Source organism: Halomicrococcus pelagicus, assembly GCF_051917725.1.
Taxonomy (GTDB): Archaea; Halobacteriota; Halobacteria; order Halobacteriales; family Haladaptataceae; genus Halomicrococcus.
Window position 1 is genome coordinate 106,184 of sequence record NZ_JBQBLX010000003.1, and the last position, 25,559, is coordinate 131,742.

Annotated in this window: 25 protein-coding genes and 1 tRNA gene; 11 read left to right on the top strand and 15 right to left on the bottom strand. The window is 67.4% G+C overall.

The window, feature by feature from the left end; translation table 11 throughout:
- Nucleotides 1–67: 67 nt before the first annotated feature.
- From ACTF4R_RS09810 to ACTF4R_RS09820, 3 genes are all read left to right on the top strand, one after another.
- Nucleotides 68–1,684 carry an NADH-ubiquinone oxidoreductase-F iron-sulfur binding region domain-containing protein gene (locus ACTF4R_RS09810; protein WP_440007668.1) on the top strand — a complete coding sequence of 539 codons (1,617 nt, stop codon included), beginning with the start codon at nt 68–70 and terminating at the stop codon, nt 1,682–1,684.
- Complete coding sequence (locus ACTF4R_RS09815; RefSeq protein ID WP_440007669.1) at nt 1,681–5,118, top strand: molybdopterin-dependent oxidoreductase; 3,438 nt, start codon at nt 1,681–1,683, stop codon at nt 5,116–5,118. Before ACTF4R_RS09810 ends, ACTF4R_RS09815 begins: the two co-directional genes overlap by 4 nt.
- Before the next feature lie 82 nt (nt 5,119–5,200).
- Nucleotides 5,201–5,809: a molybdenum cofactor guanylyltransferase gene (locus tag ACTF4R_RS09820; RefSeq protein WP_440007670.1), complete on the top strand. Its 609-nt coding sequence runs from the start codon at nt 5,201–5,203 to the stop codon at nt 5,807–5,809.
- Here the strand turns inward: ACTF4R_RS09820 and yqeC are convergent.
- Nucleotides 5,806–6,534, bottom strand: a complete 729-nt coding sequence (gene yqeC / locus ACTF4R_RS09825; protein WP_440007671.1) for a selenium cofactor biosynthesis protein YqeC — start codon at nt 6,532–6,534, stop codon at nt 5,806–5,808. The two genes, ACTF4R_RS09820 and yqeC, sit on opposite strands and share 4 nt — an antisense overlap.
- Nucleotides 6,535–6,771: 237 nt before the next feature.
- On the opposite strand from yqeC, the gene mch reads away from it, so the two are divergent.
- From mch to ACTF4R_RS09840, 3 genes are all read left to right on the top strand, one after another.
- Complete coding sequence (mch, locus tag ACTF4R_RS09830; protein ID WP_440007672.1) at nt 6,772–7,704, top strand: methenyltetrahydromethanopterin cyclohydrolase; 933 nt, start codon at nt 6,772–6,774, stop codon at nt 7,702–7,704.
- Nucleotides 7,701–8,183 (top strand): double winged helix-containing putative transcriptional regulator, encoded by a 483-nt coding sequence (locus ACTF4R_RS09835; protein WP_440007673.1) that lies wholly within the window; start codon nt 7,701–7,703, stop codon nt 8,181–8,183. Before mch ends, ACTF4R_RS09835 begins: the two co-directional genes overlap by 4 nt.
- 244 nt (nt 8,184–8,427) lie before the next feature.
- Nucleotides 8,428–8,949, top strand: a complete 522-nt coding sequence (locus tag ACTF4R_RS09840; RefSeq protein ID WP_440007993.1) for an HAD family hydrolase — start codon at nt 8,428–8,430, stop codon at nt 8,947–8,949.
- 75 nt (nt 8,950–9,024) lie between these two features.
- Here the strand turns inward: ACTF4R_RS09840 and ACTF4R_RS09845 are convergent, their stop codons facing one another.
- The 7 genes from ACTF4R_RS09845 to ACTF4R_RS09875 all read right to left on the bottom strand — a co-directional run bounded on the left by ACTF4R_RS09845 (nt 9,025) and on the right by ACTF4R_RS09875 (nt 16,386).
- A complete protein-coding gene (locus ACTF4R_RS09845) occupies nt 9,025–10,668 on the bottom strand; it encodes a GTPBP1 family GTP-binding protein (protein WP_440007674.1) in 1,644 nt (547 codons plus the stop codon).
- A gap of 91 nt (nt 10,669–10,759) precedes the next feature.
- Nucleotides 10,760–11,749, bottom strand: coding sequence for a restriction endonuclease (locus tag ACTF4R_RS09850; protein WP_440007675.1), 990 nt, complete (start codon nt 11,747–11,749; stop codon nt 10,760–10,762).
- A 65-nt stretch (nt 11,750–11,814) separates the two neighbouring features.
- Complete coding sequence (locus tag ACTF4R_RS09855; protein WP_440007676.1) at nt 11,815–13,233, bottom strand: BGTF surface domain-containing protein; 1,419 nt, start codon at nt 13,231–13,233, stop codon at nt 11,815–11,817.
- 192 nt (nt 13,234–13,425) lie between these two features.
- A complete protein-coding gene (locus tag ACTF4R_RS09860) occupies nt 13,426–14,004 on the bottom strand; it encodes a J domain-containing protein (protein ID WP_440007677.1) in 579 nt (192 codons plus the stop codon).
- Nucleotides 14,005–14,119: 115 nt separating this feature from the next.
- The gene (locus ACTF4R_RS09865; RefSeq protein WP_440007678.1) at nt 14,120–15,085 is read right to left on the bottom strand and encodes an aldo/keto reductase; all 966 of its coding nucleotides are present in this window, start codon (nt 15,083–15,085) and stop codon (nt 14,120–14,122) included.
- 54 nt (nt 15,086–15,139) lie between these two features.
- Nucleotides 15,140–15,409 (bottom strand): DUF8028 family protein, encoded by a 270-nt coding sequence (locus ACTF4R_RS09870; RefSeq protein ID WP_440007679.1) that lies wholly within the window; start codon nt 15,407–15,409, stop codon nt 15,140–15,142.
- A gap of 164 nt (nt 15,410–15,573) precedes the next feature.
- The gene (locus ACTF4R_RS09875) at nt 15,574–16,386 is read right to left on the bottom strand and encodes a ZIP family metal transporter (RefSeq protein ID WP_433624966.1); all 813 of its coding nucleotides are present in this window, start codon (nt 16,384–16,386) and stop codon (nt 15,574–15,576) included.
- A 338-nt stretch (nt 16,387–16,724) separates the two neighbouring features.
- Here ACTF4R_RS09875 and ACTF4R_RS09880 point away from each other — a divergent pair, with 338 nt between their 5' ends.
- From ACTF4R_RS09880 to ACTF4R_RS09890, 3 genes are all read left to right on the top strand, one after another.
- Complete coding sequence (locus tag ACTF4R_RS09880; protein WP_440007680.1) at nt 16,725–17,216, top strand: YciE/YciF ferroxidase family protein; 492 nt, start codon at nt 16,725–16,727, stop codon at nt 17,214–17,216.
- Nucleotides 17,217–17,363: 147 nt separating this feature from the next.
- Nucleotides 17,364–17,531 carry a hypothetical protein gene (locus ACTF4R_RS09885; protein ID WP_440007681.1) on the top strand — a complete coding sequence of 56 codons (168 nt, stop codon included), beginning with the start codon at nt 17,364–17,366 and terminating at the stop codon, nt 17,529–17,531.
- A 550-nt stretch (nt 17,532–18,081) separates the two neighbouring features.
- Nucleotides 18,082–18,513 carry a hypothetical protein gene (locus tag ACTF4R_RS09890; RefSeq protein ID WP_440007682.1) on the top strand — a complete coding sequence of 144 codons (432 nt, stop codon included), beginning with the start codon at nt 18,082–18,084 and terminating at the stop codon, nt 18,511–18,513.
- A gap of 211 nt (nt 18,514–18,724) precedes the next feature.
- Here ACTF4R_RS09890 and ACTF4R_RS09895 read toward each other — a convergent pair.
- A tRNA-Met gene (locus ACTF4R_RS09895) sits at nt 18,725–18,871 on the bottom strand.
- A gap of 104 nt (nt 18,872–18,975) precedes the next feature.
- Entirely contained in the window at nt 18,976–19,593 is a 618-nt protein-coding gene (locus ACTF4R_RS09900; protein WP_440007683.1) for an adenylate kinase, read from the bottom strand.
- 96 nt (nt 19,594–19,689) lie between these two features.
- On the opposite strand from ACTF4R_RS09900, the gene ACTF4R_RS09905 reads away from it, so the two are divergent.
- Nucleotides 19,690–20,130 carry a DUF7975 family protein gene (locus tag ACTF4R_RS09905; RefSeq protein WP_433624974.1) on the top strand — a complete coding sequence of 147 codons (441 nt, stop codon included), beginning with the start codon at nt 19,690–19,692 and terminating at the stop codon, nt 20,128–20,130.
- A gap of 84 nt (nt 20,131–20,214) precedes the next feature.
- On the opposite strand, the gene ACTF4R_RS09910 is transcribed toward ACTF4R_RS09905, so the two are convergent.
- The 3 genes from ACTF4R_RS09910 to trkA all read right to left on the bottom strand — a co-directional run bounded on the left by ACTF4R_RS09910 (nt 20,215) and on the right by trkA (nt 23,480).
- Entirely contained in the window at nt 20,215–20,445 is a 231-nt protein-coding gene (locus tag ACTF4R_RS09910; protein ID WP_440007684.1) for an Lrp/AsnC ligand binding domain-containing protein, read from the bottom strand.
- Between the two features lie 78 nt (nt 20,446–20,523).
- Nucleotides 20,524–22,143, bottom strand: a complete 1,620-nt coding sequence (locus ACTF4R_RS09915) for a TrkH family potassium uptake protein (protein ID WP_440007685.1) — start codon at nt 22,141–22,143, stop codon at nt 20,524–20,526.
- Nucleotides 22,140–23,480 carry a Trk system potassium transporter TrkA gene (gene trkA, locus ACTF4R_RS09920; protein WP_440007686.1) on the bottom strand — a complete coding sequence of 447 codons (1,341 nt, stop codon included), beginning with the start codon at nt 23,478–23,480 and terminating at the stop codon, nt 22,140–22,142. Before trkA ends, ACTF4R_RS09915 begins: the two co-directional genes overlap by 4 nt.
- Nucleotides 23,481–23,807: 327 nt before the next feature.
- Here trkA and ACTF4R_RS09925 point away from each other — a divergent pair, with 327 nt between their 5' ends.
- On the top strand, nt 23,808–23,978 hold the full coding sequence (locus tag ACTF4R_RS09925; protein WP_113277055.1) for a DUF5786 family protein: 171 nt from the start codon (nt 23,808–23,810) through the stop codon (nt 23,976–23,978).
- Nucleotides 23,979–24,058: 80 nt separating this feature from the next.
- Here ACTF4R_RS09925 and ACTF4R_RS09930 read toward each other — a convergent pair whose 3' ends face one another.
- Complete coding sequence (locus tag ACTF4R_RS09930; RefSeq protein ID WP_440007687.1) at nt 24,059–24,514, bottom strand: pyridoxamine 5'-phosphate oxidase family protein; 456 nt, start codon at nt 24,512–24,514, stop codon at nt 24,059–24,061.
- A 107-nt stretch (nt 24,515–24,621) separates the two neighbouring features.
- Nucleotides 24,622–25,404 (bottom strand): hypothetical protein, encoded by a 783-nt coding sequence (locus tag ACTF4R_RS09935; protein ID WP_440007688.1) that lies wholly within the window; start codon nt 25,402–25,404, stop codon nt 24,622–24,624.
- Nucleotides 25,405–25,559 lie beyond the last annotated feature (155 nt).

The following is a 25,559-nucleotide window of genomic DNA, read 5'->3' on the forward strand; positions in this document are numbered from 1 at the left end:
TCGAACACGTCACCGAGGCTCGAAGAGGCCACAACGCTTTCCGGCGCTCTCAGTAATTAGAAGGTCAATGGTCAGGACGGACGGTTCCACGAGCGATTCGCCCGTCGTCCGCGTCACGGTCGGCCGCGGCGAATCTCCGAGCGACGAGGCCGCTGACGGAGAGACGCCCGCCGTGGAGCGGGGGCGACGGATTTTCGAAGCCGCGCGGTCCGCCGCCTCGTCGGCGGCCGTGCTCGAAGTGGGTTCGACCGGCGCTCGCGCGCTCGAACCGCTCGTTCTCGTTACCGACGAGGGACGGACGGCGTACCACCCTCGTCCGTCGCCCGAGCGGACGCGGGCGCTCGTCGAGGGTGCCGAATCGGGAGACGTCGGGGCGGACGACGCCGCGTGGGTCGTCGAGCACGACCCCGACGCCGAGACGCTGCCGACGCCGCCGGACGGACCGCTCGCGGTCGGCACCCGACGCGTTCTCGGCGGCTGTGGGTGGACCGACCCGGAGGGCGGCGACGCCACCGCGGAGGCCGCGGCGCTCGCGCGCGGCGACCCGGACGCGGCGCTCGGGCGACTCGACGACGTCGGGGTCCGCGGGCGCGGCCGGGCCGACGCGAGCCAGGACACCGCCGTGGCCGACGACATAGAGACCGTGCGCGAGACGCCGGGCGACCCGGTCGTGGTCGTGAACGCCAACGAGAGCGACCGCCGCAACGAGACCGACCGCACGCTGCTCGGCGGAGCGCCGGCGACGGTGCTCGACGGAGCGCTGGCCGTCGCCGCCATCGTCGGCGCCGACCCGGGCGACGTCGTCGTGTACACGAACGAGGCCGACGACCTTGCACGGAGCCGAACGCGCGGTACGGCCCGCGCCGTCGTCGACGCGCTCGACGACGAGACGGGCGACGGCGACACGGACGCCCCGCAGGTCGTCGCCGGGCCCGACGAGTACATCGCCGGAGAGCACACCATGGCGCTCGAAGCGCTGGAGGGGAACGACCGGCTGGAAGCGCGCCTGCGCCCGCCCGGCCCCGCCCGGCACGGACTGTACGGTCGACCGACGGTCGTGCACACGCCCAGGACGTTCGCCCAGATTCGGCGGGCGCTGCTCGACCCGGACGCGTTCGACGCCAGCGACGCCGACCCCGGAACGCGGGTGTTCACCGTGACCGGCGACGTCGAGACGGCGGCGACCGTCGAACTGCCGACCGGCGGCTCGCTGGCCGACGTCCGCGACGCCGTCGACGCGGAGGGGCGGGTCAAGATGGCGTGCGTGGGCGGCCAGTTCGGCGGCCTCACCCGGTCGCTCGACCACGGGGCGAGTTCGCTCGCCCTGACGAACGCGGACCTCGGCACCGAGGGCGTGGTCGAACTGTTCGACGATAGCCGCTGTCCGGTAGCGACCACCGGCAAGCGCGTGCGGTTCGCCAGCGAGGAGAACTGTGGCCGCTGTTTCCCCTGCCGCGAGGGGTCGAAACAGCTCCTCGACCTCCTGCGCGACGTCTACGACGGCAGGTACGAGGACGACATGATACGCGAACTGACCCGCTCGATGGGGAGTTCGAGCCTCTGCTACTTCGGGCAGTCGGCCGCTCGAACCGTCGGGACGGCGCTCGACCGGTTCGAGACCGAGTTCGAGGCGCACGCCGACGGCCGTTGTCCCAGCGGCGTCTGCGAGGTGACCCAGCAATGAGCAAGGAGGATTCCCCCGGACCGACCGAGCACAGTCCCACAGAAGCGACGCCCGGCGTCCCGAACGTAGACGACCCCCGGTCGAGCACGCCGCTGACCGAGGACTTCCGCACGGGAACGGCCAACGACCCCGACGTCGGGTCTGCCGACGACGACGGCATGACGACGGTGACGGTCGACGACGAACCCGTCGCCGTCGCACCGGGGTCGACGCTCATCGACGCCATCGAGACGCTGGACACCGAGTCCGACGTCCCGGCGCTGTGTTACTACGAGCGCGACACCGAGCAGGCCGAGAACGTCGGACCGCGCGGCACGTGTCGGACCTGCATGGTCGAGACCGACGAGTACGGCGTCGTCCCGGCCTGCAGCTTCCCGGCCGAGGACGGCCTCGACGTGAAGACCGACGCGACCGACGCGGAGGAGGCGCGGGACGTCAACCTCGACCTCGTCCTCGCGAACCACAACCTGCGGTGTACGACCTGCGGACAGAACGGCCGCTGTGAGCTTCAGGACACCGCCATCGAGCACGGCGTGAACGAGCCGCGGTACGGCGTGTTCGACGACCGCGACGCGTACGCGCCCCTCGACGACACGTCGGTCATCCAGATCGACCGCAACAAGTGCATCCTCTGCAATCGCTGCGTCGAGGCGTGCAACGACGTCCAGAACGCGGGCGTCCTCCGGATGTCGGGGAAGGGCGACGACGTCCACATCGACTTCCAGAAGCCCGAGGCCGAGACGATGGAGGAGTCGACCTGCATCTCGTGCGGCCACTGCGTCACCGTCTGTCCGACGGGGTCGCTCGTCGAGGAGGGGCTCACGGACGCGACGACCATCCCGCTCCCCGGCTTCACCCAGAAGAACTCCATCGGGACGGTACGGGAGAGCGAGCCCGTCGAGACGGCCGACACGGCCGAGGCGCCGAACCGCAACGTGCCGAAGATGAAAAGCGAGAGCGGTTCGGTCCGGGCCGACGCGGAGGAGAAGTCCGGCGTCGCGGCGTTCATGCAGAAGGCCAAGCGTCGGGCGTCGGAGCTGTCGAAGGAGGCCACCGGCAAGACGCTCGAAACCGTCGAGCACACCGCGGAGGGGCTCGCCGAGGAGTCGCTCACCGTCGGGCAGATGTTCGACGCAGCGGAGGTCGTCAGCAGGGGTCGAAAGCGCGACCTGAAGGTGGCCGACACGACCTGCACCTACTGCGGCGTCGGCTGCCGGTTCAAGCTGTACGGGAAGGGCGAGGAGGTGCTGGGGGTCCGGCCGGCCGACCCCGAGGAGACGCCCGCGAACGACTTCTCGACCTGCGTGAAAGGGAAGTTCGGCTACGACTTCGTCGACTCAGACGAGCGACTGACGACGCCGCTCGTCAGGGAGGACGGAGAGTTCCGCGAGGCGTCGTGGGACGAGGCGCTGGACCGCGTCGCCGACCGACTGACCGAAATCCGCGACGAGCACGGCGAGGATTCGCTGGCGGTCACGTCCTCCTCCAAGGCGACCAACGAGGAGAACTTCCTCGCCCAGAAGTTCGCCCGGCAGGTGCTGGGGACGCCGCACGTGGACAACTGCACGCGGCTCTGTCACTCCTCGACCGTCGCCGCGCTGAAGGAGACCGTGGGCTACGGCGCGATGACGAACCGCATCAACGAGGACGTCGGCGAGACCGACTGCTATCTCATCACCGGGTCGAACACGACCGAGAGCCACCCCGTGCTGGCGACCCGCATCGTCCAGAACGTCCGCGACGGCGCTGACCTGTTCGTGTTCGACCCGCGGGAGACGACCATCGCGGAGCACGCCGACCAGTACAGTCGGACGAAGCCCGGCGCGGACATCGCCTGGCTCAACGGGATGATGCGCCACATCATCGAGGAGGGCCTCCACGACGAGGAGTTCGTCGACGAACGCACCAGGCACTTCGACGAACTGAAGGAGTCCGTCGAGCGGTACACGCCCGAGGTCGTCGAGGAGGCGACGGACGTTCCGCCGTCGGAACTGAAGGACGCGGCCGAGACCATCGCGAAGGCGGACACCTGCGTCTACGGCTGGGCGATGGGGCTGACCCAGCACGCACACGGAACGCGCAACGCGCTCGCCATCGCCAACCTGGCGCTGCTCTGTGGCCACCTCGGCAAGCCGCGCTCCGGGCTGTCGCCGTTCCGGGGCCAGAACAACGTGCAGGGCGGCGGCGGCGACATGGGGCCGATTCCGAACAACCTCCCGGGCTACCAGCCCGTCGACGACGACGACGTGCTCGACAAGTTCGAGGAGGCGTGGGGCGTCCGTCCACCGGACGAGGTCGGTCTCCGCATCACCGAGATGTTCAGCGCCATCCCGAACGTCGAGGAGACCGTCTCCGGCGGGGAGGGTGACGACGCGTACGGCGGGGACGAGTCCGCCGACGAGCAGGAGCGCGGCACCGACGACCCGAGCGCCGAAGAGGGGTACACCCCCGACAACACCGACCTGCACGGGATGTACATCGTCGGCGAGAACCCCGCGGTCTCCGAACCGGACCTCGAACACGCCGGCGAGGCGCTGGAGGCGCTCGACTTCCTCGTCGTCCAGGAGCTGTTCATGACCGAGACGGCCGAACACGCGGACGTGGTGTTGCCGGCGGCCTCGCTCGCCGAGAAGTACGGCACCATCACGAACACCGAACGGCGGGTGCAACTCGTCCGGCCGGCCGTCGAGTCCCCGGGCGAGGCTCGCACGGACGCCGCCATCCTGCAGGACCTCGCCGGTCGACTCGGCGTCGACTGGGACTACGGGAGCCCCGCCGACGTGATGGACGAGATAAACGAACTCGCGCCCATCTACGGCGGCGTCACCCACGAACGCCTGGAGGAGAAGGAGGACGGTCTCCAGTGGCCGTGCTGGGACGAGGACCACCCCGGGACGCCGTACCTCTACGAGGACGAGTTCAACTTCGACGACGGGAAGGCGCGGTTCGTCCCGTCCGAACTGCCCGACGAGAAGATGCCGGCCCCCACCGAGGAGTATCCGTTCACGCTCACCACCGGGCGCGTGCTCTACCACTGGCACACCGGGTCGATGACCCGCCGGGTACAGACGTCGATGCGACACGTCCCCGAGAGCTTCGTCACCGTCCACCCGGACGCGGCCGAGCGACTCGGCGTCGCGGACGGGGAGTACGTCAACGTCGAGTCCGAGCAGGGCGACATCGTGGTGAAGGCGAACGTCGAGGAGACGTCGGGGCCGGACGTGCTGTTCATCCCGATGCACTTCGTCCACGGTGCCGTCAACATGTTGACCAAGGAGGAGTTCGACCCGACGAGCAAGATTCCCCAGTACAAGGTGACGAACGTCCAGGTCCGGCCGCTCGGAGCGGACCCCGACCGGGAGCCGACGTCGCCCGACGAACTGGCCGGCGGTCGGTCGGACTCCGACTCGGACACCCTGGCGGGCGACGACTGACGACGCGAGAGCATCGCGGACGCCGTCCCCGCCGTCGAGAGCGAGCGCGGCTTACTTTGGCGGCGACGACGTATCCCGGAGCATGGCTGCCGGACTCGTCGTGGCGGGCGGACAGTCGACTCGCTTCGGAGAAGGGGACAAGGCCGTCGCCGAACTCGCCGGCGTTCCGATGATTCGCCGGGTCGCCGACGAACTCGAGAGCGCGGTCGACGAACTGGTCGTCAACTGTCGACGCGAGCAGACGGACTCGCTGCGCACGGCGCTTTCGGGGTACGAGCGACCGGTCCGGTTCGCCGAGGACGACGAGCCGGACCGGGGGCCGATGGCCGGTATCCGGACGGGCCTCCACGCGGTCGACGAGACCTACGCGTTCGTCGTCGCCTGCGACATGCCGTTCGTGAACCGGGAACTGGTCGAGTACCTTTTCGACCGGGCGAGCGGTCACGACGCCGCCGTCCCGCAACTCGACGACCAGTGGTTCCAGACGACGCACGCGGTCTACCGTGCCGAACCGATGGCGGCGGCGTGCGACGCCGCGCTCGACCGCGGCGAGCACAAGATAATCGAGCCGCTGTTCGACCTGGACTACGTCGTCGTCGGCGAAGACGAGGTGCGCGAGCACGGCGGCCTCGACAGCTTCGAGAACGTCAACACGCGCGAGGAGTTCGAGGCGGCGGCGGCTCGCTTCTAGTCCACGACGGCGACGACCGGTTCCGGCGCGACCATACGGGCGAGGACGACCCGGGGAACGTCCGCCCGTTCCAGCACCGCTCGCGCTACTTCGCGACCGGTCGCTTCCAGGTCAGTGTCGTCGACCATGTTCACGACGGGCACGACGGTCGCACCGCCGGGGACGCGCTTGCGACCGCCCCGCTCGCTCGCCAGGACGGTCGCGACGTCGACGGGCCGAATCGTCTCTCCCTCCTCCCGCCCGGTCAGTTCCGCGACCAGTTCCGGCCGGTGGACGTGCTCGGCGTCGAGGGGCTTCCCGACGACCCGCGCGCTCGCGATGGGAACGACGGTGTCGGTGCCCGCCGGAATCTGGGGTTCGTTCCGGTCCGGGGCCTTGAGCAAGCGGGTCCGCGCGCCGTCCGCCTTCACGAGGACGACGTCGGCGGGAGAGTCGTCGCCGAGCGCGGTGACGGTCGCCGGGTCGTACCCGCGATATCGGTCCGTCCGCTCCCGTTCGGGGACGACGCCGAGCGGCCACGCCGTCGCGTCCTCGACCGCCGTGCGGGGAGCGTCCGTCACGACGACGTCGGCGACGCGCTCGTCGAATATCGGAATCCGGACCGTCGCGGTGACCACTGCCCTGTCCGTCCGCTCCGCGAGCGCGTACAGCGTCGTCTTCTTTCCGCCCGCGCCGACGACGGAGACGACGCCGCCGTCGGCCCCCAGCGCTTCGACGAGTTTCATGTCCCCCGGTTCGCGCGCGGACGACTTTGACCCGTCGCTTCGGAGGACGACGGGTTCCCGGCGTCGGCTCCGTCGCTCGACCCGGTCGTCCCGCAGCGAACGTCGACGGTCCTGCGACGGGTGAGGGCGCGGGTCGCGCCCCGGGGAAAGCCAGCACCGTCGAAGATTCGGTCGCGAGGTGCGCCGCGAGCGGGAGGACTGGCAAACGGTTTACCGTGCGACGCCCAATCCGGACGCATGGAGAGTCTCAACCGGATGGCCCTCGAACTCGTCGACGAGGCCATCGACTTCGCTGAGGAACTGAACGTCGCCGCCTACGAACTCGACTCGGAGGCGACGGTGCTCGATTTCGGCGTGGAGACGGACGGCGGCGTCGAGGCCGGCCTCCTGCTCGCGGAACTCCAGACCGCGGGCCTGGCCACGGTCCAGACCCGGATGGACGAGGTGGCGGGCGCGCCGCTCCAGTACGTCGAACTCTCGACCGACCACCCCGCGCTGGCGCTGCTGTGCTCCCAGAAGGCGGGCTGGGAACTCGGCGTCGAGGGGTTCGAGGGACTGGGTAGCGGCCCGGCCCGCGCGCTGGTCGCCGAGGAGGAGGAGTTCCAGCGCGTCGGCTACACCGACACCTTCGAGTTCGCCGTGCTGGCCGTCGAGTCCGACGAACTGCCGGGCGACGAGGTCGCCGAGCACGTGGCCGACCTCACGGGCGTCGAGACGGGGTCCGTCTTCCTCCCGACGTTCTCGACCGCCAGCCTCACCGGGAGCGTCAACGTCGCGTCGCGGGTCGGCGAACTCGCGGCCTTCCGCCTCACCGAACTCGGTTACGACCCGCTCGACATCGTCTCCGTCTCGGGGTCCGCGCCGGTCGCGCCCGTCGCCGGTGACGACGAGACCGCCATCGGCCGGACGAACGACGCGCTGGCGTACGGCGGTCGCGCCCACCTCACCGTGCGCGAGGAGTTCGACAGGTTCGACGAACTGCCCTCGACCGCCGCCGAGGAGTACGGCACGCCGTTCGAGCAGTTCTTCGACGACGCCGACTGGGAGTTCGAGGAGATTCCGGCGAGCGTGTTCGCCCCGGCGAAGGTGACCGTCGACGTGGTCGGCGGCCCGACGCACGTCCTCGGCGCGACCGACGAGGAACTGCTGGCCGAGAGCTTCGGGCTGTGAGGTTCAAACTCGTCCCCGAACCGCCCGCGGACCTCGAATTCGTCGCGGACGCCCAGCGCGCCGTCCCGCTGGTGCCCGGGAGCGAGGACGACTGCTGTGCGCGCCTGATGGACCGGGTCGGCTTCGACAGCCGGGACGCGGCCCGGACGTGGCTCACCTTCCTGCGGGCGCTGGAACTCGCCGAGGAGACCCGGACGGGGTTCGCTCGCACGCGCCGCGACCCGGAGCGCGACGCGCTGGCGGCGTCGTTCGAGGCGCGCGTCTACGGTGCGGAGCGGCTGCTCGACCTGCTCGCCGACGGTCCGCTCGACGCGAACGAGGCGTTCGAGCGGTTCCGCGACGAGATTCCGACCTGGGAACACCACAAGGACCCGAGTCGCGTCGAGGACGTGTGGCGCGAGCGCGTCGAGAACGTGCTGGAGTGGGCGGTCCTGCTGGACCTCGCGGAGCGAACCGACGACGGCTATCGGCGGGCGTAGCCGGACCGGGGCCCGCGTCCGAGCGTTCGTCGGTGCGACGGGACGTTCCGCGACGCCCGGTTTTTGTCGGTTCTGTCCGTACCGGCGAGCGACGAGCGTCGACACGTGCTGTTCGACCTGGACGACACGCTCTGCGAGTACGAGCAAGACTCCCGCGAGGTGCTCGCGGAGTCGTTCGACCGGTGCGGCGTCGAACCCTTCTTCGAGCTTTCGGACTACCACGCCCGGTACGACGAGTTCCTGACTGTCGGGGAGACCATCGCGGAACTGCGGGCGAACTGCTTCGCCGCCATCGCCGCGGAGCGCGGGCACGGCGCGGAGACGGGCCGGGCGGTCGCCGACACGTGCGCCGACGTGCGCGACCACTCGCGTCCGGTTCTGCCCGGGCGCGTCCGAGACGCTCGAAGCGCTCGCCCGCGACCACGCCGTCGGCGTCGTCACCAACGGCGCACCGGAGATGCAGCGCACGAAGATGGCGGCGCTCGGCATCGACGACCGCGTCGACGCGGTCGTGTTCGCGGGCCACGACGCCCCCGTGAAGCCCGAACCGGAACCGTTCGAGCGCGCGCTCGCCGAACTCGGGTCGACGCCCGACCGGGCGGTCCACGTCGGCAACTCGCTCGACAGCGACGTCGCGGGGGCAGACGCCGCCGGCCTCCGGTCGGTCTGGGTGCCCGCCGACCCGTCGGTCGTCCCGGAGCCCGAACCGCCCTTCGCGTTCGAGACGCTGCGACCGCTGGGCGACCCGCCGTGGCTCGACGCCTGAAGTCGACGAAGACGCGGCTGGGCCGCTCGGGAGCGTCGGGAGAAACGCGGCGACGCGAACGCCGGGGAAGAGAGCCTACTCGACGGGAGTCACGTCGGTCACGGTGCCGACGCCCTTGCTCTGGCCCTCGCGGAAGACGAACCGCTGGCCCGTCTCGACGAGGTAGGGGTGGAACTTGAACCGGACCGTCGTGGTCCCGCGGTCGCCGGGGAGCAGGTGGCCGCCCTCCGGTTCGAAGACGGCGGCCTCGCTTATCGTCTCGAGGTGGACGACGGGTTCGTATCCCGTGCCGATGCGCGTCGGGTGGTTGAGCACCATCACCTCGGCCTCGAACTCGCGGACGGGCGTCGGGTCGGCGTCGCTCGGGAGCAGCACCATCCCGCGCTCGATGTCGGCCTCCCTGATCCCCTTGAGCGCGATGCCGACGATGCGGCCGGCCTTCGCCTCGTCGACGCGGTGGTAGTGCATCTCGATGGAGCGCACCTCCACCTCGCGGAACGTGCCGTCGGCCATCGGTCCGAGCAGGAGTTCGTCCCCCGCCTCGACCGACCCCGAGTTGATGGTGCCGCTGGCGACCGCGCCGACGCCGGTGACGCTGTAGGTGCGGTCGACGTACATCCGGAACTGGCCGCTGTCGGCGGTCGTCTTCGGCAACCGCTCGAACATCGCGTCCAGGTCGTCCAGTCCCTCCATCGTCACGGCGCTGGTCGTCAGCACGGGGACGACCTCCTCGCTGATCTCCTCGATGGCGACGTCGATACCGTGACGTTCCACGCGCAGCGGCGTCTTGCCCACGTCGCGCAGCAGGCGCTCGACCTCGCGTTCGACCTCCGTCACCCGGTCGTCGTCGACGAGGTCCGTCTTCGTGATGGCGACGATGGTCGGCAGGTCGGTCGCCAGCAGGATGCCCAGGTGTTCCCGCGTCGTCTTCGTCGGCCCGTCGTCGGCGGCGACGGTGAGCAGGCCGTAGTCGAGTTTCTGGCCGACGAGACCGCGAATCGTCGTCCGCAGCCACGGCTCGTGGCCGACCGTGTCGACGAACGAGACCAGGCGGTCGCTCTCCTCGACGACCCGGGCGCGGTCGGTCTTGCGATGCGGATTGTCCATCCGGACCGGGTCGTCCTCGCCGAAGCCGTAGACGGCGTAGGAGAGGTCGGCGCTCAGCCCGCGTTCGACCTCGTGGGGTTGCACGTCGAGGTACCCCCGCGTCCCGCCCTCGCCGTCGTCGGGCTGTCCCGTGACGAGGCTTCCCACCAGAGTCGACTTTCCGTGGTCGACGTGGCCGGCCGTCCCGACGACGATGTGTTCGCTGTCGGTTTCGAGCACCGCGCCCTCGCGGATGGTGGCGACGCCGACGAGTCCGTCGCTCTCCTCGCGGGTCGTCGCGCGGGTGTTCGTAGTCTCGGCGTCGATGCCCCACGTCTGGACGTCCTCTATGTGTGCGCCCGCCTCCTCGGCGAGCAGGGAGAGAACGTCCATCGACTCGGAGAACGCCTCGGGGTCGATGCCCGCGAGGCCGCCGTCGTCCGTGACGCCGACGACGTAGGTCGCCTCCCCGTCGCCCGAGAGGACGCGATGCCGCAGTTGCGCGGCGAGGCTCTCCATGCGCCCCTCCGACAGGTGAATTTCTCTCGTGAGTCGCTCTTTGAACTCCACGCTACCGCCCTCCTGCTCCCCGCGTTCGAGCGCGCGTTGCAGGGGGGCACGGTCAGCGCTCATGCGCGCGGTTTAGGTCCGCCAGGGCAAAAACCTTGCCCGCGTTACGGCCGCGAACGGGACGAAATCGGTACGTACGGCTCCCGAGGGCTCCCTATACGGCGACCGAGATGTTCGCGTCGCGGTCGAACTGCACACCCACGTCGCCGTACACCGCCTCGTTGGCGACGAGCGTCGCCTTCGTCGTCGACTCGCCGACGGAGAAGACGGTCCAGACGGTGGTCGACTCGCCGGGACCGAGCACGGTGGGGTCGAAGCCGCTGGCGTTCGACAGCGGCTGGTGGCCGTGAGTCGTGCCGTTCGCGCGGAGCAGGAAGCCGCGCTGGCGGAGTCCGACCGTCCCGTCGCCGGCGTTCGTGACGTTCATCTCGACGAGGACGAACTGTTGGCCCGAGCGCGGTCGGTAGACGGTGTCGTTCCCCGGACGGAGTTCGGTGGTCGCCTTCGCGTTCCACGCCACCTGGAGCGTCGCGGCCTCGTCGCCCGACACCGACGACGCCGCCGAGACGTCGAACGCCGTCTCCTGGACCTCGCCGCCCGTGCCGAGGATGGTCGGCCCGACGACGACGGCCGCGACGACCGCGAGCAACGCGACGACCACGCCGCCGACGGCTTTCGCCGGAACCGCCGGGAGACGGTCGAGCGGCCCCTCGTCGTCCGCGTCGTCGGTCGTCGCGTCGTCTTCGGTCCCGTCGTCGCCGGCGGCCGCCCCGTCGGCGTGCTCCCGGACGAGGTCGTGGAGTTCGCGCGCCTCGACGATGGTCCGGAGCTTCTCGCCGTCCACGAGTTCGATGCCCGCCTGGTCCGCGATGCGTTCGGCGTCGTCGGTGAACCGCCCCGCGGTGACGACCGCGCCCTCGTCGAGGCCGTACTGCTCGCGGAGCGTGACGAACTGCTGGAGCGCCTTGCCGCTGACGCCGTCGCCGCTCCCCGGCGTCGCCCAGATGAGTCCCTCGGCGTCCTCGCGCTGCAGGGCGACGAAGGACTTCCCGGACTTCTCGGTGACCTGCGTTCGCCAGCCCTGCCGCTCCCAGAGGGCGGCGACGAACGCGGCGAACTCGGACTGGTCCATCTGGCGTATCATCGTCGGTTCGGGAGCGGCGCGTTCGTAATCACGTCCTCAATCATCGTATAAAAACTATCGGACAGTTAGTTCGACCGCCGGACGAGCAACACCGCCGCGGCGACCAGCGCGACCAGCGCCGTACCGGCCTCGAACCCCGGAAGGCCGCCCTCGGAGACGGTTCCGGCGGTTATCGGCGGCGCGGTCGAGACGGGCGTCGCGGTCGGCGTGGCGGTCCCGTTCGTCGTGGTCGTCGCGTTCCCGGTGGTCGACGCGGTAACGTTCGTGGTCGTGACGGTCGTACTGGTCGTGGTCGTCGTGGTCGTGGTGGTCGTGGTCGTCATCGTCGTTCGCCGCTGCTGCGGTGCGACGACGCCCGGAACGGACTTCTCGACGCTCCCGTTCGGACCGATCAGTTCGAACGTGAACCCCGTCCCGCGACGGACGTCGCCGAAGTCGAACGTCGTGCCGAACGTGTGGTTCGCCCCGACCGTCACCTCCGTCGGCCCGAGGACGAAGTTGTTCGAGCCGTACTTGTACGCGCTCAGTTTCATCGTGCTCCCCGGTGCGAGGGTCGTCGTCCCCGTGATGGTCGTCTCGCCCTTCTCGACGACGACGGAGGCGCCGACGTGGTCGATGCTCGCCCGCCGTCTGACGACTTCGAACGTCGTCGTCGCGGACTCCTCCTCGTTCTCTTCGATCAGCGGGTTCGACCCGTCGAGCGCGAACGTCACGTCGTACCTGTCGCCCGGTTCGATACCACGACCGGTGGTGTCGAGGACGAAGTACGTCACGTCGTTCTCCTCGTCGACGAACGTGCGCTTCGACGAGATGTCGTCCGCACTGAACTCGTTCGGCGTCGTGTTCCGTTCGTTGTTGGTCTCGCGGAAGGTCAACGAGACGCCTTCGGTGTCGCCGAACGAATCGATGAACCCGGTGACACCGGAGGCGTTGAGTGCGAGGACGAACCGGTCACCGCGCGCGATGGAGTGGTCTTTCGGCTGGACGATGTTCTTGCGCAGGTCCGCTACCGAATCGACGTCCCCCATCTCGACCGCCGACGGCATGACGAACGTCTCCGCCCCGCGCGTCGTGCGCTTCCGGATGGTCAACTGACCGACGTCCAGCGGGGTTCCGTCGGCCGTCACGTTCATGCGATAGTTGCCTGCATCGAGGGGACCGGTCATGGTGGGTTGTTTCACTTCCCCCGGGCCGGACACGATGACGGCGCTCTCGTTGTCCGCCTCGTACGTGTTCAGTTTTATCGTCGCCTTCCCCTTGAAGCCCTGTACCTGTACCCAGAACCCCTTGTTCGGACCGCCTATGTTGACGGTCGACTTCTGATTCGAGCTGACGGTGATGGAGATGACGTCCCCACGGTCTCCCTCAACGTCGGGCATCGACGCGCTCTTGCCGTCGACGACGGCCGTCGGGAGCGTCCCCCCCACGACGAGGGCGACGACCAGCGCGACGACGAGTCCGGACGACGACAGGTTCGACCTCATCGACCGCCGTCACCCCCGTCGTTTCCCGGGAGGGCGACCGAGAGCCGCGAGAACCGCAGACGGGGACCGACGTCGGCGAAAGGAGTTGCTGGCGACATATCCGTTGGTCGAGACGTTTCGCACCATCTGTAATAAATCCAGCCGATGAGTACAGCAGATGATAATCCGGCAGTAGCGTTTCGTTCCCAGTGGTCAGCGGTCGTCCTGGAGGCGCTCGTACGCGCTGTTCACGCGCTTGAACGCCTCCTCGCTGCCGTCCTCGCGGTCGGGGTGGACGGTCTTCACCTTCTCGCGGTACGCCTGCCGGACCGACTCCTCGTCGGCTTCCGGGTCGACGTCGAGGATGCTGTAGGCTTCGGCCGCGCTCGGACCGCCCGAGTTGCCGGCGTAGGTGCGTCGTCCTCGCCGACTCGCGCGCTGTCGCTCGCCCGCGCCGCCACGCGCCCGCTGGCGCGCCCACTCTTCGGCCCGCTCGCGGCCGCGTTCGGCCGCACCGCCGGACGCCCGCCGGCCCGCTCCCTCGCGTGCCCGCGTGTCGGCGGTGCGCGGGTCCGGCCCGAAGCCGCGCTGGCGGCGCTCCTGGAACTCGCCCTCCCGGACCTTCCTGGCGAGTCGCCCCGTGGCGTGGTACCAGAGTATCGCCGTGGTGATGGCGAACGGCACCGCGAACACGAGCAGGAAGAGGTTGTAGACGAATCCGAGGATGGCCAGCGACGCCGTTAGCCCGGCGAAGACGGCGGCGATACCGAGGAGGAGCCGCGACCTGTGCACACCGAACTGTTGGTTCGCACCCCTGTTAAGGTTCTCGACCGTACACGTTCCGCCAGTCGGTAGTCGGTCACCGGTCGGTCGACCGTCGCGTCGCACCGGAGAGTTCCGACGGGGGTCAGACCGACTTCGCGTCGGTGAGCCGCGCGAACTGCTCGTCGGAGAGTTCTATCCGGGTCGCTTCGAGGTTCTCCTCCAGTTGGTCGACAGTGCGCGCGCCGACGATGGGTGCGGTGACGGCGTCGTGCTCGAGCAGCCACGCGAGGCTGACCTGGGCCGTCGAGGCACCGACCTCGTCGGCGACCGCCTCGACCGTCTCGAGGACGTCGAAGTTCTCGTCGGTGAGGTACGAGTCGCGGAACTGCTGGTCGGTGGCGCCGCGAGAGCCCGCCGGCGGCTCCTCGTCGCGGCTGTACTTGCCGGTCAGGAACCCGCCCGCGAGCGGCGACCACGGAACGACGCCGACGTCGTAGTCGTCGCACATCGGCAGGTAGTTCGGCTCTACCTCTCGGTTGACGAGGTTGTACCGGGGCTGGGCGAGCCGGAACGGCTCGTACTCCATCTCGTTGGCCTTGACGACCTTCCAGGCGTTCGGTTCGAGCGTCGACGTCCCGAGGTAGTTCACCTTGCCGTCGCGGACGAAGCCGTCGAGCGTGCGCATGAACTCGTCTGCGGGCGTGTCGTCGTCCCAGCGGTGGACGTACAGCAGGTCGAGGTAGTCGGTGCCGAGACGGTCGAGGATGCGGTCGACCTGCCGGCGCAGGTGTTTGCGCGAGAGGCCGCGGCCGTTCGGGTCGTCCGGCCGGGTGGGCCAGTATATCTTCGAGGCGACGACGAAGTCCTCGCGGTCGCGGTCGGCGAGCCAGTTCCCGATGAAGCGCTCGCTGTCGCCGTCGCCGTACATGTCGGCGGTGTCGATGAAGTTACCGCCCGCGTCGGCGTACGCGTCGAGCAGTTCGTGGGCCTGCTCCTCGCCGATTTCGACTTCGCCGTCGTCGTTCTCGTGTCCGAACCGCCACGTGCCGAACGCGAGTTCGCTCACGCGGGTACCAGTCGCTCCCAGCGACACGGTTTCCAGTTCCATGTCGTGACGATTTCGAGAGCACGGCGTTAAATCGACCGAAATCCGCGCCGCGGGTCACTCCCGTCCGTAGGAGTGGCCCGCGAGGAGGGCGAGACAGTCGAGCGCCAGCAGGGACAAGAAGACCATCCACTCGGTGCCGTCGAGTCCACCCAGGAGCAGCGGGAGATAGAGGAACGGGAGGACGACGGCGGACCAGAACCCCACGAATCGAACCGGTGCGAGAACGTGTGCACGACACCGCTCCAGTACACCGACCGTGGCGCGCCCGGCGTCGGCACCGCTGCCGACCAAAGGCGCGTCGTCGTTCTCGAATGCTTTCGACATGCTTGGCACACCTGCCCACGTCCGTCTCTCTCGCCCAGCGGTCTTGTAGGGGGGCGAGCGTTGACGCCAGTTCACTCCGTTCACGTCGTTCGAACGGGGACGAAGGGACGGCTTACACCGCCGCATATAGCTCGAAACCGTTTACGTCGAGTTCTACGGGCGCCTCAGACCTGTATCAGCGCCAGCGGTACCATCAGTACGACGCCGAGGACGACACCCGCGACCAGTTCGGGGTAGCCGCGACTCGGCAGTCCCTCGCCGATCTCCAGCGCCTCGGGGACGAACTCCGATGCGACGAGATATATCATCGCGCCGGCGGCGAAGCCGAACCCTATCGGGAGGAACTGCCGGGCGATGCGGACGAAGTAGAACGCGATGACCGCGCCGATGGGCTGGGGGAGACTGGAGAAGACGGCCCACCAGACCATGCGCCACTTGCCGACGTTCATCGCGCGTAGCGGGATGGAGATGGCCAGACCCTCGGGGACGTTGTGGATGGAGATGGCGATGGTCATGAAGATGGCGAGCAGCGGCACGGTGAACCCGAGGAGACCGATTCCGCCTTCGAAGCCGAGTTCGGCGAACGAGACGCCGATAGCGACGCCCTCGGGGAAACTGTGGACCGTCAGGATGCCGAGGATGAGCACGAGTTTCTTGTAGTCGGCTTCCTCGTACTGCCGGGGGTTCACCTCCGTGCCGGAGATGACGCGGTGGCTGACGATGACGAGCGCGACGCCGACCAGCATCCCCAGCGCCACCCCCCAGACGCTCCCTCCGTTGCCGTTCGACACGCCCTCGAAGATGAGGCCGAACACCGACGCAGCGACCATGATGCCCGAGGCCAGCCCCCAGAGCGTGACGTTCCAGCGGTCGCTCACGTCGTCGACGAGGAAGAACGGTATCGCTCCGACGCCGGTCGCCAGGGCCGTCACCAACCCTGCGATGAACACCAGAACGAGGTTCGCCAGCAGTCCCATACGGAGGCGTTCGGCTTCGGCCCGCATAAGACTTGTCATCGAAGTAATAGATTTTGGCTGGCCTAAAATAGAGAGTTCCGAGAAACGAGACTCTGTTTCACTACCACAAAATATATTTTGTGAAATCTGTTATCGGAGTTTCATCTCGGGCACTACTGACGACCGACGGGAAGTTCCAGGCCGGAGGAGAACGCATCGGAAACCGGCCGGAGAGTCCGGGTATCGGACGCAGAAAATCGCTATCAGGCGACGACGAACCCGGACAGAGATAAAGAGGGTGCGCTTGCAACTCGAACGCCTAACAACGTACCCGTGTTCGGATAGAGTGGAGATCAACAATGAGCACCGAAAGCCTCGACGACCTGTTCGAGACGGGTCTGAAAGAGATGTACTACACGGAAAAGCAGCTGCTCGACGCGCTCGACGACCTGGAGAGCGAGGTCAGCGACGAGAAGGCCCAGAGCGCGTTCCGCGAGCATCGCCAGGAGACCGAAGGCCACGTCGAGCGTCTCGAGGAGGTCTTCGACAAGGTCGGCGTCTCGCCGGAGGAGAAGCAGCTCCACGCCATCGACGGCCTCGTCGAGGACCACGACGAGTTCGTCCAGAACGACCCCGAGCAGGAGGCGCTCGAAGCGTTCGACCTCACGGCCGCCCAGAAGTCCGAGCACCTGGAGATCGCGGCCTACGGGAACCTCGCGCATCTCGCCGACCAGCTGGGCCACGACGAGGCGGGGGACCTCCTCCACCAGAATCTCGAAGAGGAAGAGGAGGCCCTCGACGAACTCGTGGAGGCGACCGAGCAGATGGACGTCTCCTCGACAGCGGACTGACGAACCCGGGTTTCGCCGCCATCTTTCTGACGACGACCCGACAGCGACGGCAGTCCGACGGACTGACGTGTTCTATTCACTGCCGTTTCAGGTGGAAGAAGTGGCGGTGTTTTCACCGTCCCGTCCGTCAACTACGGTAGGGAAACCGTGGTAAGAGGTAGATTCAACCTCGACGACGATACGCCCGAGATTACCATCTCCGGCGGCGTCCTCGCACTGGTTGCCATCCTCGCGGTGGCCGACTTCCTGCTCACCGGCGGTGAGAACCTGCGGTGGGCGCTCGGGAGCTTCGTAGAGGTTCTCGGCGGTTACTGACGGACGAGCAGTACAGAAATGCCACAATGTGGGCACACGATATCAGCATACGCACGTGTCCAAGCGACATCGTAGTTTAGTCGGTAGAGGCGTTCGCACAGGGCGAACCACATCCATTCATCACGTGCATCACTTGCTCTCTTGATTCGCCGACGTGCCAGTGCTGCTCGTTGAACAAATTGGTCATTTCTGTTGTCGACGTGTGTATCGTAAGTTTGATGGGAGTAGGGGAGTAGTGCGATTGTTGACGAACAAACTGCGCCAGTGGTAAGAATTGCGACCTCGTCTGGTTAGGGTTCACGGTGGGGCCGACGAAGCTCGTCTGGGTGGCGTTCTTCCGATAGAGGCGCACCGCTCCTCGGACAGATTGCACGTGTTCCTTTCATTGTCGATGGAAGAATACTGCAGTTGCTATTACTCCGGATTCATCCGCCTATGACGTCCAAGGGAGTTGCTTCACAGCCTATCTCGACGGTGTACTTATACCATATTAATTTTGGTAATAGAAGGTGCAAATAATTTATACAGCTATATTATATTAGAATGATGTATGGGCAACGGTGTTGACCGTCGGAAGTTCCTAGGTAGTTGTGTCTCCTGTTTTTTGGGAGTGAGCTTGGGCGGATGTTCTCAATCTGCGGATGATAAGGGTACTACTGTAAGGTCGGTCAGACTCACAAACTTCGACCCAAGTACGGATTATCAGGCTAGCTTGAAGATAGCTTCTGAAGGGGAATTGGTCGTCGAGGATACGTATATCGTGCCAAACAAGGAGTCCGGCACCTTGGGATCCACCTTTGTTGATAACCTTCCAGAAAAACCAGACGAGTATACAATCGAGGCTAGTTTAGTTGATAACTCAAGAGTACATTCGGTTCATGTTTCGCCTTCTAAATATGGGTCATGCGCAAAATTCGAATTCCAAATCGCCGAAAACGGAAGAATGGCGATATTCGACGAAAAATGTAAGGCAACTAGCTGACGGTATGCCCTGTACCGGTGATTTCGGCACCTGTATTCTCTGCTACGTAAATTGATTCTCTCGGTGCGCTGTGTGTTTCGCCCCCGTCGTTTCTCCTGCCGCGACAGCGGTCGCTATTGCGTGAGGGGATTCATCACCGTTGGGGGAGAAGTGGGCGTCTCGTCTGCCCGTCGGCTGTGGCTCGTGGGCATGACAAGGCTTCTTTGGTAAGTGCCCGGGGAGGGCTCCGAACCCTCGATCTCCGCATGACCCAGGTTCGAGGCTGGCGGGCCCCGTGGGCATGGGAGGCTTCCAAGGCCTGAGCGCCAATCTCAGAACCCTATGAGTGCGGCGCTATGTCCAGCTAAGCCACCCGGGCTCGATTACGGGTAGGGAGGTAGTACTCTTTAAAGTTCTCATATTGCTCGAAAGCGGTGGCGTCGTCTCGCGAATCCCGGCCGTGGGGGCAGCGTCCGACGGCGTTCAGGCGTTCGACTCGATGGTGTCCCGCACGTCCTCCCAGACCTCGTCCGGGGCCTGTTCGCCGTCGATGCGGACGAGGGCGCCCTCATCGTCGTAGAACTCGACGACCGGTTCCGTGTTCTCCCGGTACACTCGCAGGCGTTCGCGGACAGTCTCCTCGGTGTCGTCCTCGCGCTGGACGAGGCGCTCCGCTACCTCCTCGTCCTCCGCGGGGTCGTACTCGACGTGGTAGATGTCGCCCGTCTCCGGGTCGAGTCGCCGGCCGGTCAGCCGGTGGACGAGTTCCTCCTCGTCGACGTCGAGATACAGCACGACGTCGAGGTCGGTGATCTCGTGGAGGTACTCGGCCTGCGAGAGGTTCCGCGGATAGCCGTCGAGGACGTAGCCGTCCGCCTCGTCCAGCGCCGCCTGAACGATCTCGTTCACGACCGGGTCGGGCACGAGTTCGCCCTCGTCCATGTAACTTGCAGGCGTACCGTGTTCGGTCTCCATGTGCTTGTTCGCCCGGAGGGCGTCGCCGGTCGTGACGTGTTCGACGTCGTACTCCTCGGCGATGCGACGGCTCTGCGTTCCCTTGCCGGCGCCTGGTGCACCCAGGATGAGGATGTGAGGCTCCATGGGAGACCCTGCGTCGTCCTGGCTTAAAGTCTTGAAGAAACCGCTGCGCTTTGCAAGAACGGCTACCTTTTGAGGGGCGGCGACGAACGACCGGACATGACCCGGTTCAGCGCCGCGGAGCCCACGGACCGCCAGAAACTGTTCGCGGACGCCATCGTCGCCCACCGCGAGCGCGGGAGCGCGTTCTGCACCTTCCAGGCCGAGTCGCTCGGCGAGGAGAGCGACGCCGAAGCGGACGCGGCCGCGGAGAGCGAAGACGCCGACGGGACCGAGGAGATTCCGCCGTGGATGCAGTTCGGCGACCGAACGCTCAACCTCGACTGTACGGACGAGGAACTCGACCGCCTGAAGGAACTGCTCGGGGAGTTCCCGGCGTTCAAGATAGCGCAACTGGAGAGCCCCGAGGAGGCCGAGGGGACGAACGTTCGAATCAGCGCCAAGGCCGACCCCAACCGCATCGCGCAGTTCGTCGAGCGGACGTTCCGGGAGGTGTACGACCGCCCGGAGGGGTACGTCGCCTGGACCGTCGAGGTGTGAGACGGGGCGGCCGTCCCGCGACCGTTCCGACCGCCCGAGCGGCAGCCGAGAGCGCCCCGGAGGGTGCTCGTGACGTCCGAACCGTCAGTCGAGCCGGATGTACGTCCGCGTCGTCCCGACCGCCTCCAGCGACCTGATGCCGGAGGTGACGGTCTCCTGGATGCCGTGGATGTCGTCGGCCTCGATTTCGGCGATGACGTCGAAATCGCCCGCCACGACGTGTGCCTCGGTGACGTTCGGGAGTTCCCGGACGCGCTCGGCGACCGTCTGACTCGTACCCCCGCCAGTGATGACGGTGGTGTACGCATGAATCATCGCCGTCAGTACGAGAGCGACCGCCAAAACGTTTGGTACCCCGGCGTTCGGACGACCGGGGGTCGCACTCCCGACGGGTCAGGAGCGCCAGTAGGCGGGCGTCAGCAGCACGAGCACCGGCAGGATTTCGAGCCGGCCGATCCACATCAACGCGACCATCAGCAGCTTCGTCGTCGGCGGGAAGGGCAGGTAGCTGTTCATCGGCCCGACGAGCTGGAACCCCGGACCGACGTTGCCCAGCGTCGCGGCGACGGCGCTCATCGATTCGAGGAGGTTCAGCGCCGGGCCGCCCGCTCGCTCCGCGTCGACGAACACGAGGAAGGTGGCGACGAAGAAGATGACGAGGTACAGCAGGGTGAACACGTAGATACCCCGGAGCGCCCGTTCGTCCACGGCGCGCCCGCCGATCCGGACCGGTCGGACGGCCTCGGGGTGGACGGTCGTGAACAGCTCCCGTTTCAGCGACTTCAGGATGACGTACCAGCGGACGATCTTTATCGCACCGCCGGTCGACCCCGCCGAACCGCCGACGAACATGCCGACGAGCAGGAGGTACTGCGCGCCGGCGCTCCAGGTGTTGAAGTCCATGCTGGCGTACCCCGTCGTCGTGATGATGGAGACGACCTGGAAGATAGCGTGGCGGGCCGCCGATTCGAAGTTGCCCGCGACGGGCCCGACCTGCTCCGGCGTCGTCGCGATACCCGGACCGACGAACAGCAGGACCGTGAGGACTGCCGACAGCACCCCGAGCACGCCGACGTAGAACCGGAACTCGGCGTCTTCGAGGAACCGCCTCGGCTCGCCGTTCAGCGCGTGCCAGAACAGCGCGAAGTTGGTGCCGGCGGCGACCATGAAGGGGATGATGACCCACTGGACGACCGCCGAGAACGCCTCGATGCTGCGTGCCTCCGGCGAGAACCCGCCGGTCGCCATCGTCGTGAAACCGTGCGCGACGGCGTTGTAGAGCGTCATCTCCGGCGCGAGGGGCGTGCCGAGCACGCCGCCGGCGACGTGGAGGCCGTACAGCAGCAGCATCTCGAGCGCGGTGATGCCGAGGTACGCTCGCCAGAGCGCGCGAGCCGTCTCGGCTATCCGGGGCGTGAGCTTCTGGATACCCGGACCCGGCGCTTCGGTGTCCATCAGCTGCGCACCCCCAACCGACAGTTCGGGGAGGATGGCGACCGCGAGAACGACGATGCCCATCCCGCCGAGCCACTGGGTCTGCTGTCGCCACATCATGACCGCCCGGGAGTGGGTCTCGAAGGAGATGTCCCCCATCACGGTCGCTCCCGTCGTCGTGAATCCGCTCATGCTCTCGAACAGCGCGTTGACCGGGGTCGACAGCGTCGACGGGCCGGACTCGACGACGAGGTAGGGGAACGTCTCGACGACGAGGAGTCCGTTGCCGGCGACGAGGTAGGGGAGACTGCCGACGATCGAGACGGCGAGCCACGTCAGCGCGACCATCAGGAATCCCTCGCGAGCACCCATGTCGGGGTCGGGGTCGAGACGTTCGAGCAGCCAGCCGACGGTGGCGGTGACGGCGATGGTAACGAGGAAGGTGACCACGCCCTCGCCGTAGTACAGGCCGACGAGCAGGGGGAACACCAGCGGAACCGCGAGCCACTTCAGCACCGACCCGACCAGGCTGACGCTGGCGCGCCAGTCGACACGGAGTCGCCAGCCGACCACGTTCATAGCTGGGCGCTCACTTCGTCCAGCACGTCGGTGTCCACGAACACGACCACGTGGTCGCCGCGCTGCACGACCGTGTCACCGCGCGGGACGACGAACTCGCCGTCGCGGGTTATCGCGCCGACGACGACGCCGTTGGGGAGCCTGGAGACCGCGTTCTGGATCGACGCGTCCGCGAGCACGCTGTCCCCGTCGACCTCGATCTCCAGCACCTCGGCTCGGTCGTTCTCGATGAGCGCGACGTTCTCCGCGGGCGCCTCGCGCGTGAATCGGGTTATCTCCTCGGCGGTCACCTCGCGGGGGTTGATGGCCACGTCGATGCCGACCTGCTCGAACAGGTCCACGTACTCGGCGTCCTCGACGACGGCGATGGCTCGCTCCGCGCCGAGTTGCTTGGCGAGGACGGAGACGAGCAGGTTCTTCTCGTCGTTCTCCAGCGCCGCGACGACGACGTCCGCCTCGTCGACGTGTTCGCGGGTGAGGAACTCCGCGTCGGTCGCGTCGCTCTCCATGACGACCGTGTGCGGCAGGTCCTCGGCGAGTTCCCGGGCGCGTTCGTGGTCGCGTTCGATGAGTCGGGGGCGGAGGTCCCGTTCCTCCATCAGTCGCGCGGTGTGGAAGCCGATCTCGCTCCCACCGATGACGACGAGTTCCTTGTCCTTGCTCGGCGTCTCGTCGGGCGCGACCTCGCGGGCGAACTGCTGGACGCTCTCGGGGCTCCCGATGACGACAACCTTGTCGTCGGCCCGGATGAGCGTATCGCCCTTCGGGATGGCGACGTCGCCGTTGCGGATGATGGCCGCGAAGGTGAGCGAGTCGAAGTGGTCGGCCTGCTGGACCGTCTGGTCCGCGATGGGGCTGTCGGACCGCACCTCGAACTCGGCCATCTGGACCTTGCCGCCGGCGAACGGGTCCACGTCGCGGGCGGCGGGCAGGCCGATGACGTGCACGATGTCCGTCGCGGTCAGCAGGTTCGTACACACCATGAAGTCGACGCCGAACGCGCGCTGGTCGGCGCGCTCCCACGTGTCGAGGTAGTCGACCTTCTTCACCCGGGCGATGGTGAACGGGTCGTCGACTGTCTTCGCCGTCCCGCAGACGACGAGGTTGGTCTCGTCGTCGTCGGTGCTGGCGATGACCATGTCGGCCGCCTCGATGTCGGCTTCGCGAAGCGTCTTCAGGGACGTGCCGTCGCCCTCGACAGCCAGTACGTCGAGCGAGTAGGTCAGCGAGTCGACGCGCTCGGGGTCGCGGTCGACCACGACGACCTCGTGGCTGCCCGCGAGGTTCGCCGCGATGGAGGACCCGACCTCACCGGCGCCGACGATGATGACGCGCATGCACAACCCTCCCTGTCATTCCTGTCTTGGTTGCCAGCCCCGGCGTAAATTAGTTCCTTTTCATCGGGGCCGCGCGGTCGGGAATGGCACGGTCGAAGGTGTAGAAGAGACACCGTCCGGTCTCCAGCACGTACCGTCGGTCCAGCGCCACGAGGTGACCGGCGTCTCCGGTCGCCTGGAGGGCCTGCTGTTCCCCATCTACAGGTGCACGAGCTTCGCGGCAGCGAGGACCGCGACCGCAACGTCGGTTCGAGCTACTGACTCGTCGCAGCTCTCGCCCGAGAACATCGCACGGCTTTAGTAGGGAACGCCGATACCAACTATCGCATGGGCTTCGGAAGCTACGACGAATCGGAACAACAGGACGAGGACCACGACATGGACGAGGACGCCGCCGTCAACGTCCACGAGAACTCCCACGAGGGAAGCATCGAATTCGACTCCGAAGCGACCAACGACGAACTGGTCGCACAGCTTCAAGAGATAAAAGAGGAGTAACGCCGAGCGTCGAAGCCGTCTTCTCTCTCCGTCGGCGACCCAGGGTGGGGGACCCGAATCGTCACACGCCCGTCGGGCGGTTAGCTCTCGCTCTGGGCTTCCTTCCGACCGGTGACGTCGTCGGCGTCGAGGCGGAAGAAGCGGAAGGTCACCTCGCGGGGATGCCTGTCGAACACGTCGACGATGGGAATCTCGACGGTCCGCATCGCCTCGGCGGCCTCCGTGCCGATCTCCGCCTCCGTCACCTCCTCCAGACGTCCGGTGGCGACGACGCTCCGCCAGCCGCCGTCCGTGCGGTCGTACGCGACGAACGAGACGGGACGGTCCTCGTCGACGACCTCCTCCTTCTCGGCGTCCGGTGCGAACGAGAGCCGGAAGTAGAACGCCCCGCCGTCGACGTCGAACCCGTACGACACCGGTAGCTGGTACGGCGGGTCTCCCTCGTCCGTCTCGAAGGAGATGACTCCGGTACCGCCGTGTTGGAGGAACTCGTCGCGTTCGGCGTCCGCCATCTGTACTGAGCGCACGTCTTCCATGGTACCGAACACCACGCCGTGGAGTAAAAAGATGTGCGCCGGACGGGTCAGCACCGAGGGCGCTCGAACGACCGGCCACGGCTGCCGTACCCTTCTTCCGCCGACGCTCACGCGTCGATTCGGAGGTCGAACCGGGCAGTGACGAGGGTCCCCTCGGGCTTGGCCTGGAGGAACAGTCGGTACCGACCCGGCGTCGGAAATCGCACGCCGAACTCGATGCGGCCGCCGTCGGGGTCGGTCGCCTCCGGGTGGACGTGGAGGTACGCCAGGTCGCCCTCCCGGAGCGCGACGAGGTGGCCGAGCGCGCCGAGGTACCGGTCGAGGTGCGGGACGGAGCCGCCGTCGCGACGAACCGCGAACGCGAGCCGACCGCTCTCGCCCGCGGCGACCTCGTCGGTGAGCAGTTCGACGTCGTACCCGTCGGCGGTCGCGCGCCGGGACGCGTCCGGGCGCCCTTCGACGTCGCCGCTTCCCGACGCGAACAGGTCGAACCCGAGCGTCGTCGGACGCCCGTTCGCGACCACGTCCACGAAGGCGCGGTAGACGCCCGGCTCCGGAAGCCCGAACCCCTCCGCGGTCCACGTTCCGTCCACGTCCAGCGTCGGATGGCGGTGCTGGAACCGCGTCAGGTCGCGTCGCACCACGACGAGGTGAGCGAGTTCGCCGTGGGCGTCCTCGAAGTCCGTCACCGCGTTCCCCCGGTCGTCGACGATACGGAACGACCAGTCGGCGCCCTCGCCCGGCGCGAATCGCGTCTCGCCGGGGGCGAACCGGAGGCCGTTCGCGGCTATCGACAGTCCGCCCGGCACGCCGTGACCCCCCGGTGCGTATCCCCGCGTGACCTCGTCCGGTTCGTCCCCCCGACCGCCGTGACCCGAGTGCTCCCCCATACGTCGCGTGTCGTCGGCGAGCGACTTACGCGTTGGCGCTCGGCGGCGACTACCCGGTCCCCGCGAGGGCGAGCCGCTCCGCAACCACTAAACGCGGTTCGTCCATAGTGTCGCCAATGACCGACTGGACGGAGAAGTACGTATAACCGTCATGA

Coding starts and splice junctions, on each gene's coding strand:
- ACTF4R_RS09915 (WP_440007685.1), bottom strand. CDS start 22,143: ATGAACGTGGTCGGCTGGCGACTCCGTGTCGACTGGCGCGCCAGCGTC.
- ACTF4R_RS09935 (WP_440007688.1), bottom strand. CDS start 25,404: ATGGGGGAGCACTCGGGTCACGGCGGTCGGGGGGACGAACCGGACGAG.
- mch (WP_440007672.1), top strand. CDS start 6,772: ATGGAGAGTCTCAACCGGATGGCCCTCGAACTCGTCGACGAGGCCATC.
- yqeC (WP_440007671.1), bottom strand. CDS start 6,534: ATGAAACTCGTCGAAGCGCTGGGGGCCGACGGCGGCGTCGTCTCCGTC.
- ACTF4R_RS09820 (WP_440007670.1), top strand. CDS start 5,201: ATGGCTGCCGGACTCGTCGTGGCGGGCGGACAGTCGACTCGCTTCGGA.
- ACTF4R_RS09865 (WP_440007678.1), bottom strand. CDS start 15,085: ATGGAACTGGAAACCGTGTCGCTGGGAGCGACTGGTACCCGCGTGAGC.
- ACTF4R_RS09925 (WP_113277055.1), top strand. CDS start 23,808: ATGGGCTTCGGAAGCTACGACGAATCGGAACAACAGGACGAGGACCAC.
- ACTF4R_RS09845 (WP_440007674.1), bottom strand. CDS start 10,668: ATGAGCGCTGACCGTGCCCCCCTGCAACGCGCGCTCGAACGCGGGGAG.
- ACTF4R_RS09855 (WP_440007676.1), bottom strand. CDS start 13,233: ATGAGGTCGAACCTGTCGTCGTCCGGACTCGTCGTCGCGCTGGTCGTC.
- ACTF4R_RS09905 (WP_433624974.1), top strand. CDS start 19,690: ATGACCCGGTTCAGCGCCGCGGAGCCCACGGACCGCCAGAAACTGTTC.
- ACTF4R_RS09815 (WP_440007669.1), top strand. CDS start 1,681: ATGAGCAAGGAGGATTCCCCCGGACCGACCGAGCACAGTCCCACAGAA.
- ACTF4R_RS09870 (WP_440007679.1), bottom strand. CDS start 15,409: ATGTCGAAAGCATTCGAGAACGACGACGCGCCTTTGGTCGGCAGCGGT.
- ACTF4R_RS09930 (WP_440007687.1), bottom strand. CDS start 24,514: ATGGAAGACGTGCGCTCAGTACAGATGGCGGACGCCGAACGCGACGAG.
- ACTF4R_RS09875 (WP_433624966.1), bottom strand. CDS start 16,386: ATGGGACTGCTGGCGAACCTCGTTCTGGTGTTCATCGCAGGGTTGGTG.
- ACTF4R_RS09810 (WP_440007668.1), top strand. CDS start 68: ATGGTCAGGACGGACGGTTCCACGAGCGATTCGCCCGTCGTCCGCGTC.
- ACTF4R_RS09890 (WP_440007682.1), top strand. CDS start 18,082: ATGGGCAACGGTGTTGACCGTCGGAAGTTCCTAGGTAGTTGTGTCTCC.
- ACTF4R_RS09850 (WP_440007675.1), bottom strand. CDS start 11,749: ATGATACGCCAGATGGACCAGTCCGAGTTCGCCGCGTTCGTCGCCGCC.
- trkA (WP_440007686.1), bottom strand. CDS start 23,480: ATGCGCGTCATCATCGTCGGCGCCGGTGAGGTCGGGTCCTCCATCGCG.
- ACTF4R_RS09900 (WP_440007683.1), bottom strand. CDS start 19,593: ATGGAGCCTCACATCCTCATCCTGGGTGCACCAGGCGCCGGCAAGGGA.
- ACTF4R_RS09880 (WP_440007680.1), top strand. CDS start 16,725: ATGAGCACCGAAAGCCTCGACGACCTGTTCGAGACGGGTCTGAAAGAG.
- ACTF4R_RS09910 (WP_440007684.1), bottom strand. CDS start 20,445: ATGATTCATGCGTACACCACCGTCATCACTGGCGGGGGTACGAGTCAG.